Origin of the sequence: Priestia sp. YIM B13489, assembly GCF_042787645.1 — a bacterium.
Lineage (GTDB): Bacteria > Bacillota > Bacilli > Bacillales > Bacillaceae_H > Priestia > Priestia megaterium.
Map to the genome: position 1 here is coordinate 1,006,402 of NZ_JBHZOQ010000053.1, position 12,617 is coordinate 1,019,018.

Sequence of the window (12,617 nt, forward strand, 5' to 3'; positions counted from 1 at the left end):
AACTCTTAGGCGCGAAGAAAGGGAAACTCAATGAATATTCAACAGTTTCAACAGCTATTAGAAGAAAAGGGAATTTCTCTTTCTTCTAAACAGCTGAATCAATTTGAAAAGTATTATCAAGTTTTAGTGGAATGGAACGAAAAAATGAATTTAACTGCTATCACTGATCACGGTGAAGTGTATGAAAAGCATTTTTACGATTCTATTTCAGCTGCTTTTTTTCAAGACTTTACAGAAATTGAATCCATGTGTGATGTAGGTGCAGGAGCAGGATTTCCAAGTATTCCGATCAAAATTTGCTTTCCGCATTTGCATGTAACAATCGTTGATTCGTTACAAAAGCGTATTACGTTTTTAACGCATCTTGTAAATGAGCTTGAACTAGACAATGTCACACTATGTCATGATCGAGCTGAAACATTTGGTAAAAAAGAAACGATTCGCGAGTCATTCGATCTTGTAACGGCAAGAGCCGTCGCACGTATCTCGGTTCTTAATGAATTTTGCTTACCGCTTGTTAAAGAACAAGGACGCTTTTTAGCAATGAAAGGTGCTTCTGCCCCAGAGGAATTGAAAAATGGAGAAAAATCATTCCAAGTATTAGGCGGAAAAGTGAAGTCGATTGAACATTTCCAATTGCCTTTGGAGCAAAGTGAACGTTACATTATTTTAATAGACAAAATCAAGAAAACGCCTAAAAAATATCCTAGAAAACCTGGTACCCCAGTTAAGCTTCCACTAGAGTAGGCATTAAATAGATAGAGAAGAGAATGTTTCATATGAAACATTTTCTTCTCTATATTTTCTGTTTAGAAAGCAGGATATGGTTAAAAAACATCGAATTAGTTTAAGGCGGGATTTTCCTGAAGGTGGTGTGGGACTATGAAATCTGCTTTTTCACGTTTTTTTAATTTAAAGGAAAAAGATGAGGATATTCATGTAGAGATTGAAACTGTCCAAGATGAAAATGTCGAAAAAGTTTTAAGAGATGAAGTAAAACAAATTAGGGTTTCAAGTATTATTCCAAATCGTTACCAGCCGCGTACTGTGTTTAATGAAGCAAAAATTGAAGAGCTAGCTCTGACTATTCATACACACGGTATCATTCAACCTATTGTGGTTCGACCGACTGAGGGCGAAGAATACGAATTAATTGCTGGAGAACGCCGTTGGAGAGCTGTACAAAGCTTAGGATGGGATACGGTTCCTGCAATTGTGAAACATTTTAACGATACAGAAACGGCCTCTGTGGCTTTAATAGAAAACTTACAACGTGAAGAGCTAACGGCTGTCGAAGAAGCACTAGCCTACGCAAAGTTAATTGAGTTACATAATCTTACCCAAGAGGCATTAGCTCAACGTTTAGGAAAAGGCCAATCCACAATTGCAAACAAGCTTCGTTTGTTAAAGCTTCCTGTTGAAATACAAGAAGCAATCAAACAAAAATTGATTACAGAGCGACATGCAAGAGCGCTCATTCCCCTCAAAAATCAAGAAAAACAACTTCAAGTATTAGCTGAAATTATTGAAAAACAATTAAATGTAAAACAAACGGAAGATCGAGTAGTTAAATTGTTAGAAACGCAGGTTAAAAAGCCAAAAGCAAAAAGAAAAGCGTTTAGTAAAGATACGCGCATCGCAATGAATACAATTCGTCAATCCTTGACAATGGTTAGTGACAGCGGTATTTCATTAAACACGGAAGAAGAAGAGTTTGATGAGTATTTTCAGTTTACTATTAAGATTCCGAAAAAATAAAGAAATAGCCCTCATCTTTTTTTGATGAGGCTTTTTTATCAAAGTTTTTCGTCAGAAAATTCAATGAGCAATTAAACTGTCTGGACAAATGGGATGGAAATGAAAGTAGGTGACAACATGGGGAAAATTGTGGCAGTTGCGAATCAAAAAGGCGGAGTTGGAAAAACAACAACCGCTGTTAATTTAGGAGCTTGTTTAGCTGAACAAGGAAAAAAGGTTCTACTTGTAGACGGAGATCCCCAGGGTAACGCTACGAGTGGAGTTGGCATAGATAAAGCAGATGTAGATGAATGTATTTATAATGTAATCGTGGAAGATATGGAAGCTAAGAACGTTGTTCGTTCAACAGCCGTCGGAAATTTATCAATCATTCCCGCGACCATTCAATTAGCTGGTGCAGAAATTGAATTAGTGTCCACCATTTCACGTGAAGTTCGACTTAAGAGAGCTTTAGAAACGGTGAAAGATCACTTTGATTATGTTATTATTGATTGTCCCCCTTCTCTTGGTTTACTGACATTAAATGCGTTAACGGCAGCTGATTCTGTTTTAATACCTGTACAGTGTGAATATTATGCGCTTGAAGGGTTAAGTCAACTGCTAAATACCGTTAGATTAGTCCAAAAACATTTGAATAATCAACTGCGTATCGAAGGTGTGTTACTGACTATGCTTGATGCACGCACAAATTTAGGACTTCAGGTAACAGCAGAAGTGAAGAAGTACTTTCAGGATCGCGTTTATCAAACGATTATTCCTCGAAATGTTCGTTTGAGCGAAGCACCTAGTCATGGTGAACCAATTATCTTATATGATGCAAGATCTAGAGGGGCCGCAGTTTATACGGAACTTGCAAAGGAAGTGATTTATAATGGCGAAAGGATTAGGGAAAGGAATTAATGCCTTATTTTCAGGCTTAGATGCACAGGCTGATGATTCAATTCAGGAAGTTGCTATTCACGAACTCAGACCCAACCCCTATCAACCACGTAAAACGTTTAATAAAGAAGCAATTAATGAGTTAAAGCAATCCATTTTACATCATGGCATCTTACAGCCTATTGTAGCTCGCAAAAGCATTAAAGGCTATGAAATCTTAGCGGGTGAAAGACGATTTAGAGCTGCTAAAGAAGCCGACCTTGCTACTGTTCCTGTCATTATAAAAGACTTTTCAGAAAAGCAAATGATGGAACTAGCTTTGTTAGAAAATTTACAGCGTGAAGATTTGACGCCAATTGAAGAAGCAACCGCTTATCAATTGCTTATGGATAAGCTCGATATGACACAGGAGCAACTTGCTACACGACTGGGAAAAAGCCGACCTCATATTGCTAACTATGTTCGCCTCTTGCAGTTGCCTGAGGAAATTCAAACCCTCATTTCTACTAATGAATTGTCTATGGGCCACGGCCGTACGCTAGTCGGTTTGAAAAATAAAGCTCTTCTACCTAAAGTCGTTGAAAAAATACGCAAGGAACAATTGAATGTTAGACAGCTAGAGGCTTATATTGCCCACTTAAATAAAGCCGTTCCACGTGAAACATCAAAAACTAAAAAAGATAAAGATTTATTTATAAAACAAAGTGAAACACAGCTTCGTGAGCGTTTTGGTACCTCTGTTCATATTACACAAAGCAAGAAAAAAGGAAAAATTGAAATCGAATTTTTCTCTAAAGAAGATTTAAACCGTCTTCTTGAATTATTTAACGATCTTTCTCAGACTAACAAATCTTCTGTATAAAAAAGGTTGTCCTAGTTTTAGGACAACCTTTTTTATTGTTTATAATGTCTTACAGGTTGGTAAACCGAAGAATTATTAAACTCTTTCTCTCGTTCGTTGTGCGCAGTCTCAATACTTTTCGCGATTAAATCGGCAATGCACATAACGAGGTGAAGCCTCGTATTTTGCAAGACGAAAAACTCCATAAATCCGCTCACGTTGACAACCCCTGTTATATGAATATCCCCGACTGGCGGCAATTCTTTATTAACTCCTGCTCCTGGTTTAACGGGTCCTATTCCAAGTGATGCAGAGCCTACGCTTTTCATACGACCTAAACAAGCATCAATTCCAATAATAAAAGGATTCGGGAAAAGTTTTTGAATATGTTTTAACGTTTCTTTCAAATTAACAGCATGAACAGGCTCTTCTAACGTTCCAAAAATGTGAAAAGACGAAACCTTCTTTTCATTCAATTTCGTTCCGACTAATGGACCCAATGAGTCCCCAGTTGAACGGTCCGTTCCAATACATACAAAAACAATTGGTCTGTCTTTCTGTGCTGGAAGTAAAGATAGTAACTGTGTACTCAGCTTCTTTGTAGCAGATTCTTCATCATGAAATACACGGGTTGAATGTTGTGTCTTCTCAAAGAAGGGAGATTTTAAATTCATAGGGTCCACTCCTTATACATAATAGTAACAGTATACGAAGATTTTGAAGATTCTATACATATATTTCATGGATTGGGGGAAAATCGATGTGGAGAGCAGGATGTAAATGGATATTCTTAATTATGGGAACCATGATAGGCGCTGGGTATGCTTCAGGGAGAGAGCTATGGCAGTTTTTTGGCGAAGAAAGCGGACTTGCTATTTTTCTATTTTCTATTATTTTTGCGATTTCTTGCAATGTGATTATGCAAATCAGCTATCGCTACCGAACCAATCAATTTTATCCAGTACTAATTGAATTAATAGGAAAGAGATGGGCTGCAGCCTACGATGTTTTAATCGTTTTTTATTTGTTTACGACGACGGTGATTATGATCGCGGGCGGCGGGGCGACATTGGAAATGTGGCATGTTCCTTACTGGTGGGGAATTGGCGCTCTTAGTGCGTTTATCGTCTTTGTTTTTTCAAGAGGATTAAATGGGCTTCTTTCTATCAATTCTTTCGTTATGCCAATTTTAATGATTGGACTAGCTGGCGTACTTCTTACATTTGTTTTACGTCATCCTGGAGTAACTGATTGGCATCTTCAGCATAATTGGCCTGCTGCTTTTACCTTTACGGCTTTAAATATTCTTCCTCTTGTCGCGGTATTATCTACAATTGGAAAGGAAATTAAAAGCAAAAAAGAGATTTATATTGCAAGTGTTGGCAGTGGTTTTTTATTAGGGGGGCTCTCCTTTATTTATAATGAATCGCTTATTCAAGTTTCAGGCCTTCTTTCTTCTTATGAAATTCCATTATTCGCTATTCTGAAAGACTTTCCTTATACGATGCTGTTTTTGATGAGCATTGTTTTGCTCATTGCAATTTATACAACAGCCGTATCGGGAATCTTAGGACTGACCGCGCGTTTTCATACTGAAAGAGTGCAATCTCTTTGGAAATTGGCAGCCTGCTGGCTACTTTTAATGATTCCCTTTACAAAGTTAGGCTTTTCTACTTTGATTGCCGTTTTGTATCCAATGTATGGAATCGTCAATTTATTTTTAGTAACAGCTGTTCTATTGTATCCATTTCGAAATCGCTACAAAAGTTCGTAGAAACTTGCTACAATAGATTAAAACTTTCTCGTATGTAGAGTATGTTACGATAGGAGCTACATGTAGTATGAATTCGTTGACGTCAGTTTTTAAGAACGTATTTGAGCCATTTTTTCAAGAAGAAACGTGGGCACATATTGGAGAAGGCTTCATAAAAATTCTGTTGATTCTGCTTATTTCCATGTTTTTAATTCGAATTGGAAAGCAAGCGTTAAATAAATTTGTAGAGGTTCGCACAAATAGCCCTCTGCGTATTTCTGAGCGACGAGAAGCTACGATGGTCCGTTTGCTTCAGAATGTTTTTTCTTATGCTATTTATTTCGTTGCGGGAGTTATGATTTTAGAAACATTATCGGTAGATGTTCGAGGATTGCTAGCGGGGGCTGGAATCGTAGGGCTCGCGGTAGGGTTTGGTGCTCAAAACTTAGTGAAAGACATCATTACGGGATTTTTTATTATCTTTGAAGATCAGTTCTCCGTTGGGGATTATGTTCGAGTAGGAACATTTGAGGGAACTGTAGAAGAAATCGGTCTGCGAACAACAAAGATTAAGAGTTGGACAGGCGAGATTAATATCTTGCCCAATGGCAGTATTGTGGAGGTCACTAATTTTTCGTTACATAACAGCGTAGCTTTTGTTGATGTAAGCATTTCTTATGAAGAAAACATACAAAAAGCAGAAAAAGTGATTTTAGAGCTGCTAGAAGAATTACCAAGCCGCTATGAAGATATGGTTAAAACGCCTGAATTGCTGGGGGTTCAAAATATCCATGCAACTGAAGTCACAATGAGGATTACAAGCGAAGTAAAACCAATGAGACATTTCCATATTTCTCGTATGATTCGTAAAGAAGTGCGTACAAGGCTAAATGAACATGGCATTGAAGTTCCATTTCCTCGTATGGTTATGTATAATCGTACAGAAGAAGCACAGCATTCGTCGACGTTGAAAGGGAAATAAGGAGGAGAGAGTTGATGACGGAAAAAGAATTTGGTTTAAATGACGTTGTGGAAATGAAAAAACCTCATCCTTGCGGTACAAATGAATGGAAAATCATTCGAATGGGAATGGATATCCGCATTAAATGTGAAGGCTGCGGCCATAGCGTAATGATTCCAAGACGTGATTTTGCACGTAAAATGAAAAAAATTCTTGTAAAGCATGAGGAATAACCTCATGCATTTTCTATGTTTATGCCTTATACTGTAAGGTGGGACAAAATGAAGCATCTTAAAGCGGTGTTACTAAAGGTTCTTTATTAAACTTGTATTTCAAAAGTTGACTCACTATAATTGTGACAGGTTAACTTGTTTCGGATATATAAAGAGGAGTGAATAAATATATGGCTTTAACAGCTGGAATTGTTGGTCTTCCGAACGTTGGGAAATCAACATTATTTAATGCAATTACACAAGCGGGCGCAGAATCTGCGAACTATCCTTTCTGTACGATTGATCCTAACGTAGGTATTGTAGAAGTACCTGATCATCGTCTTCAAAAACTTACAGAGCTTGTAAAACCTAAAAAAACAATTCCAACAGCATTTGAATTCACAGATATCGCTGGAATCGTAAAGGGTGCTAGTAAAGGTGAAGGACTGGGAAATAAATTCTTATCTCATATTCGAGAAGTAGATGCGATTTGTCACGTTGTGCGTTGTTTTGAAGATGAAAACATCACGCACGTTTCAGGAAAAGTAGATCCTATTTCAGATATTGAAACAATTAATTTAGAGTTGATTTTAGCAGATTTAGAAACGGTAGAGAAGCGTATTGGCCGTGTTCAAAAGATGGCTAAACAAAAAGATAAAGAAGCAATGTATGAATACGAAATTTTAGAGAAACTAAAGAATGCATTTGAAAGTGATCAGCCAGCTCGTGCTGTATCATTTACAGAAGAGCAAATGAAACTAGTAAAACAATTTCATTTGCTAACGATCAAACCTATTCTTTATGTAGCAAACGTTTCTGAAGATGAAGTAGCGGATGCATCTGCTAACGAATATGTAGCAAAAGTGCGCGAGTATGCGGCAAGTGAAGGTGCAGAAGTGATTGTTGTTTGTGCACGCATTGAATCTGAAATTGCTGAGCTTGAAGGAGAAGAAAAAGCAATGTTCCTTGAAGAACTAGGCATCGAACAGTCAGGTCTAGATCAGCTTGTACGTGCAGCGTACGACTTACTTGGATTAGCTACGTACTTTACAGCTGGTGAGCAAGAAGTACGCGCATGGACGTTTACACAAGGTATGAAAGCTCCTGAGTGTGCAGGTATTATTCATACAGATTTTGAACGCGGATTTATTCGCGCAGAAACGGTGTCATATGAGGATTTATTAGCTGCCAAAACAATGGGAGCAGCTCGTGAAGCTGGAAAAGTACGTTTAGAAGGAAAAGAATACATCGTAAAAGACGGAGACGTTATGCATTTCCGCTTTAACGTATAAGATTAAAAGCCGAAAGGAGATATCTTCTTTCGGCTTTTGTCGTTGGCTAAAATATTAGCATATATTTACGAAACAGCCCGCAATGCGTATTGCTTTGCCTATGGTAGTATGCTATAATTTTAATTCGTGAGTAATATTTTATTGCTCCTTGCCCATTTCGGGCCGTTAGACCAAAAGGAGGTGACAGTGATGAGAAAGTATGAAGTAATGTACATCATCCGTCCAAGCATTGATGACGAAGCAAAGAAAGCATTAGTTGAGCGCTTTAACGGCGTATTAACTGATAATGGTGCTGAAATCGCAAATGTTAAAGAATGGGGTAAACGTCGTTTAGCATACGAAATCAATGATTTCCGTGACGGTTACTACATGATTCTTGACGTGGCGGCTACTTCAGAAGCAGTTTCTGAATTTGATCGTCTTGCGAAAATCAACGAAGACATTATCCGTCATATCGTTGTTAAACAAGAAGCATAATTAAACGTTTAAATAAATTGGGTTTTATTTCCTTAAGGAGTGGTTCTGATGATGAATCGCGTAATTCTCGTAGGACGCTTAACCAAAGATCCTGAATTACGTTATACCCCGAGTGGAGCAGCGGTTGCAACATTCACTTTAGCGGTAAACCGCACATTTACAAATCAGCAAGGTGAACGTGAAGCTGACTTCATCAACTGTGTTGTATGGCGTCGTCAGGCTGAAAATGCAGCCAATTTCCTTAAAAAAGGAAGTTTAGCTGGTGTTGATGGTCGACTACAATCTCGCAGTTACGAAGGACAAGACGGTCGTCGCGTATACGTAACGGAAGTTGTAGCGGAAAGTGTGCAATTTTTAGAGCCGAAAAGTGGCGGTGGGGATACGCAACGCAGTAACTTTGCTAACACTGGAGGATCTGGACAAGGCTCTCCATTTGGAGATAATCAGAACCGTAACTCAGGTAATCAAGGTTATACTCGCGTTGATGATGATCCATTTGCAAATAATGGCGAGACAATTGACATTTCAGATGACGATTTACCGTTTTAATTCGCAGTAGATTATCCGGAGTATAAAATTTTATAGAAACTTTTAAGCGGAAGGAGGCGTATCAAAATGGCAGGTGGACGTAAAGGTGGACGCAACAGACGTCGTAAAGTTTGTTTCTTCACAGCAAACGGCATCACTCACATCGATTACAAAGATGTAGATATGCTTAAAAAATTCGTTTCAGAGCGTGGTAAAATTTTACCTCGTCGTGTAACTGGAACAAGCGCTAAATACCAACGTAAATTAACGATCGCTATCAAACGCGCTCGTCAAATGGCATTATTACCATATGTTTCTGGTGAATAATGAACGGTATAAAAAGAGGCAGTAAGGATTCCCTTACTGCCTCTTTTTACATTACATAGGTGCTCTTTTGTCAAATAGTTGCTTCTTATGAATTGAATCGATAAAATAAATAATAGTCTATATCAACGAGGTGAAGTTGTGAAAGGAATTCGATATATTACAGAAGGAGCAGCTCTTTTAGCGCTGTTTGTGGCGCTGTTGCTTTTTTCACTATACATACCTGTTGTGGGAACCATTTTTCAACTAGCGCTAGCTGTTCCATTTATTGTGTATACCGTTCGTCATGGGTGGAAAAAGGCAATATTATTTTTAGTAGTAGGGTTGTTATTGACTTTGTTATTTGGAAATGTGTTGACTCTTCCTTTTACATTTGTATTTGGTATTGGTGGATTAGCAATAGGAATGCTTTACCGACAAAAACAAAAAAGGTATACCATTTTACTAGGCGGCACGGTTGCGTTTAGTTTAGGTTTACTTTTATTGTTCGTAGGAGCAAACATCGTTTTTAATGTTAATCTAATGGAGCAAATAAATAATGCTTTAGATCAATCGATTAATCAAAGTATTGAAATGATGAAAAGTTTAGGACAAGACGTTAAGGAATCTCAAATTGACCAAATGAGAGATGCATTTGATATGTTTAAAAATCTGTTGCCTCTATTAATTGTTATGGGTGGAGTTATTCTGGCCTTTTTCTCTCAGCTTATTGCTACGCCTATTCTTAAAAGAACAGGTTATGAGGTGCAAGCATTCCCGCCTTTTCGTGAATTTAAACTTCCTAAAAGTATTCTATGGTATTATTTGATTGCATTAATTTTATCCTTCCCATCTTTTAATATTGAACAAGGTACATTTATGTACGTAGCTATTATCAACATCGTGATGGGACTGCAAATGCTAGTCGTGTTACAAGGGATCTCTTTTATTTTCTATTTCTCACATCAAAAAGGGTATGCCAAAGCAATTCCAATTGTTGTAACAATTTTAGCATTAATTATTCCAATTATCCTTCAAATTGTGCGCATCTTAGGTATAATTGATTTAGGGTTTAATTTAAGAAAACAATTAGACACAAAAAAGTAGATATTGTGGAACTTAAAAAAGTAGGAGCTGAAATGGATGCCTGTCTTTACAAAAAAGAACGTCATTCGCTATCCATTTTACTCATTGTATAGTATAGCTCTGATTTTAGTAGGTATCGTGACCTATCATAATTGGATCATAGGAATGATAGGCTTTATATTACTATTAGCCTGTCTTTTTCTATACATGAGAATGGAGCGAATGCTGTCCGATGAGTTTGAAACCTATATTTCAATGCTGTCTCATCGGCTGAAAAAAGTAGGCGAAGAGGCATTAATGGAAATGCCGATTGGGATTATGCTGTTTAATGATGAATATCAAATTGAATGGACGAATCCTTTTCTAGCATCTTGTCTCGGTGAAGACACACTAGTGGGAAGATCATTATACGATGTAGCCGAAAGTATTATTCCACTGATCAAACAAGAAGTGGAAACAGAAGTTGTCACGTTGCATGATCGGAAATTTAAAGTGGTGATTAAACGAGACGAGCGCTTACTGTACTTCTTTGATATTACAGAGCAAATAGAAATCGAAAAATTGTATGAAGAAGAACGAACAAGTTTAGGTATTATCTTTTTAGATAATTATGATGAACTAACGCAAGGAATGGATGATCAAGTTAAAAGTAACTTGAATAGTCAAGTAACCTCTATGTTAAATAGTTGGGCTCAAGAATACGGTATTTTTATTAAACGTACGTCTTCCGAGAAATTTATTGCGATTATGAATGAACAAATCTTAATTCATTTAGAGCGAAGTAAATTTTCTATCTTAGACCAAGTTCGTGAAGAGACGTCTAAACAAAATATACCGCTTACATTGAGCATTGGTATCGGAGCTGGTTCTGCTGATTTACCTGAGCTGGGTGCTTTAGCTCAATCTAGTTTGGATTTGGCCTTAGGTCGAGGTGGAGATCAAGTAGCGATTAAACAGCCGAATGGAAAAGTAAAATTCTTTGGGGGCAAGACAAACCCAATGGAAAAACGGACGCGCGTGCGTGCAAGGGTTATTTCTCACGCGTTAAAAGAGCTCATTACAGAGAGTGGAAAAGTGATTATCATGGGTCATAAGTATCCGGATATGGATGCTGTAGGAGCTGCTATTGGGATATTAAAAGTAGCGCAAGTCAATCAGAAAGACGGTTTTATCGTATTAGATCCTGATCATATTGATACAGGTGTTCAGCGAATGCTAGAAGAGATTAAAAAGAAAGAAGGCCTGTGGGAACGATTTATTACGCCTGAAGAAGCCTTAAATCTTGTGAGTGATGATACTCTTTTAGTAGTAGTAGATACGCATAAGCCGTCGCTCGTTATTGAAGAAAGGTTATTAAATCGTATTGAAAATGTCGTGGTCATTGATCATCATAGACGAGGAGAAGACTTTATCGAAGATCCTCTTCTTGTCTATATGGAGCCATATGCTTCCTCGACAGCAGAACTCGTTACTGAGCTTCTTGAATACCAGCCAAAACGATTTAAAATTGATATGCTAGAAGCAACAGCACTTTTAGCCGGTATTATTGTCGATACAAAAAGCTTTACATTACGCACGGGATCTCGTACGTTTGATGCAGCGTCCTTTTTACGTTCTCAAGGCGCAGATACGGTTCTTGTTCAAAAGTTTTTAAAAGAAGATATCACGCAATATGTACAGCGAGCACGCTTTATTGAACATGCAGAGATTTATACAGCAGGTATTGCCATTTCACGAGCTGAACCAAACAAAATGTATGATCAAGTGTTAATTGCGCAAGCTGCAGATACGCTGCTTTCAATCAGCGGAGTGGTTGCTTCGTTTGTTATTTCTAAGCGACGGGATAATCTAATTGGCATTAGTGCGAGATCGCTTGGAGATATCAATGTACAAGTTATTATGGAAAGTCTCCAAGGCGGAGGCCATTTAACGAATGCTGCTACTCAGCTTCAAGACATTAGTTTGGATGAAGCTGAAGAACGGCTTAAACAAGCAATTGATGAGTACTTAGATGGAGGTAAAAAATCATGAAAGTAATTTTCTTAAAAGATGTAAAAGGAAAAGGCAAAAAAGGTGAAGTGAAAAATGTTTCAGACGGTTATGCACATAACTTCTTATTAAAAAATGGTTATGCTGTTGAAGCTACAGGCGGTAATGTGAAAGTATTAGAAGCACAAAAAAATAGAGAGCAAAAAGATGCAGCTGCAGAACTTCAAGCAAACAAAGAGTTAAAAGCAACTCTTGAAGAACTAACAGTTGAATTAACAGCAAAATCTGGTGAAGGTGGCCGTTTATTCGGTTCTATCACAAGCAAACAAATTGCTGAAGAATTAAAGAAAAAGCACAAAATTAAAGTAGATAAGCGTAAAATTGAATTAAATGATGCAATTCGCGCATTAGGCTACACAAATGTACCGGTTAAATTACATCCGGAAGTAACGGCTACGGTAAAGGTACACGTGACTGAACAAAAATAAACGTAAGATTGAGAAATAAGTAAATAATATAAAGGGTTGGCGCGGACTTG

General features: G+C 37.6%; 15 protein-coding genes. 14 read left to right on the plus strand and 1 reads right to left on the minus strand.

Annotated features, from left to right (window positions below):
• Window positions 1–30 precede the first annotated feature (30 nt).
• The 4 genes from rsmG (at window position 31) to ACFX4W_RS11010 (ending at window position 3,499) form a co-directional block, all read left to right on the plus strand.
• A complete protein-coding gene (gene rsmG, locus ACFX4W_RS10995) occupies window positions 31–747 on the plus strand; it encodes a 16S rRNA (guanine(527)-N(7))-methyltransferase RsmG (RefSeq protein ID WP_013085565.1) in 717 nt (238 codons plus the stop codon).
• Window positions 748–882: 135 nt separating this feature from the next.
• On the plus strand, window positions 883–1,758 hold the full coding sequence (gene noc / locus ACFX4W_RS11000; RefSeq protein ID WP_013059923.1) for a nucleoid occlusion protein: 876 nt from the start codon (window positions 883–885) through the stop codon (window positions 1,756–1,758).
• Window positions 1,759–1,875: 117 nt separating this feature from the next.
• Window positions 1,876–2,658: a ParA family protein gene (locus tag ACFX4W_RS11005; protein ID WP_013085563.1), complete on the plus strand. Its 783-nt coding sequence runs from the start codon at window positions 1,876–1,878 to the stop codon at window positions 2,656–2,658.
• Entirely contained in the window at window positions 2,630–3,499 is an 870-nt protein-coding gene (locus ACFX4W_RS11010; protein WP_013059921.1) for a ParB/RepB/Spo0J family partition protein, read from the plus strand. The genes ACFX4W_RS11005 and ACFX4W_RS11010 overlap by 29 nt, the downstream gene beginning before the upstream one ends.
• 32 nt (window positions 3,500–3,531) lie before the next feature.
• On the opposite strand, the gene yyaC is transcribed toward ACFX4W_RS11010, so the two are convergent.
• Window positions 3,532–4,152: a spore protease YyaC gene (yyaC, locus tag ACFX4W_RS11015; protein WP_013059920.1), complete on the minus strand. Its 621-nt coding sequence runs from the start codon at window positions 4,150–4,152 to the stop codon at window positions 3,532–3,534.
• A gap of 86 nt (window positions 4,153–4,238) precedes the next feature.
• Here yyaC and ACFX4W_RS11020 point away from each other — a divergent pair, with 86 nt between their 5' ends.
• The 10 genes from ACFX4W_RS11020 (at window position 4,239) to rplI (ending at window position 12,567) form a co-directional block, all read left to right on the plus strand.
• Window positions 4,239–5,252: a YkvI family membrane protein gene (locus ACFX4W_RS11020; protein WP_043977603.1), complete on the plus strand. Its 1,014-nt coding sequence runs from the start codon at window positions 4,239–4,241 to the stop codon at window positions 5,250–5,252.
• 67 nt (window positions 5,253–5,319) lie between these two features.
• Complete coding sequence (locus ACFX4W_RS11025; RefSeq protein ID WP_013085559.1) at window positions 5,320–6,213, plus strand: mechanosensitive ion channel family protein; 894 nt, start codon at window positions 5,320–5,322, stop codon at window positions 6,211–6,213.
• A gap of 14 nt (window positions 6,214–6,227) precedes the next feature.
• Entirely contained in the window at window positions 6,228–6,425 is a 198-nt protein-coding gene (locus tag ACFX4W_RS11030; protein ID WP_013059917.1) for a DUF951 domain-containing protein, read from the plus strand.
• 170 nt (window positions 6,426–6,595) lie between these two features.
• Window positions 6,596–7,696 carry a redox-regulated ATPase YchF gene (ychF, locus tag ACFX4W_RS11035; protein WP_013059916.1) on the plus strand — a complete coding sequence of 367 codons (1,101 nt, stop codon included), beginning with the start codon at window positions 6,596–6,598 and terminating at the stop codon, window positions 7,694–7,696.
• A 189-nt stretch (window positions 7,697–7,885) separates the two neighbouring features.
• Window positions 7,886–8,173 carry a 30S ribosomal protein S6 gene (gene rpsF, locus ACFX4W_RS11040; RefSeq protein ID WP_013059915.1) on the plus strand — a complete coding sequence of 96 codons (288 nt, stop codon included), beginning with the start codon at window positions 7,886–7,888 and terminating at the stop codon, window positions 8,171–8,173.
• Between the two features lie 48 nt (window positions 8,174–8,221).
• Window positions 8,222–8,722: a single-stranded DNA-binding protein gene (gene ssb / locus ACFX4W_RS11045; RefSeq protein ID WP_013059914.1), complete on the plus strand. Its 501-nt coding sequence runs from the start codon at window positions 8,222–8,224 to the stop codon at window positions 8,720–8,722.
• A 66-nt stretch (window positions 8,723–8,788) separates the two neighbouring features.
• On the plus strand, window positions 8,789–9,028 hold the full coding sequence (gene rpsR, locus ACFX4W_RS11050; RefSeq protein WP_013059913.1) for a 30S ribosomal protein S18: 240 nt from the start codon (window positions 8,789–8,791) through the stop codon (window positions 9,026–9,028).
• A 138-nt stretch (window positions 9,029–9,166) separates the two neighbouring features.
• A complete protein-coding gene (locus ACFX4W_RS11055; RefSeq protein WP_043977601.1) occupies window positions 9,167–10,111 on the plus strand; it encodes a YybS family protein in 945 nt (314 codons plus the stop codon).
• Window positions 10,112–10,147: 36 nt separating this feature from the next.
• Entirely contained in the window at window positions 10,148–12,121 is a 1,974-nt protein-coding gene (locus ACFX4W_RS11060; RefSeq protein WP_043977599.1) for a DHH family phosphoesterase, read from the plus strand.
• Window positions 12,118–12,567 carry a 50S ribosomal protein L9 gene (rplI, locus tag ACFX4W_RS11065; RefSeq protein ID WP_013059910.1) on the plus strand — a complete coding sequence of 150 codons (450 nt, stop codon included), beginning with the start codon at window positions 12,118–12,120 and terminating at the stop codon, window positions 12,565–12,567. The genes ACFX4W_RS11060 and rplI overlap by 4 nt, the downstream gene beginning before the upstream one ends.
• Window positions 12,568–12,617 lie beyond the last annotated feature (50 nt).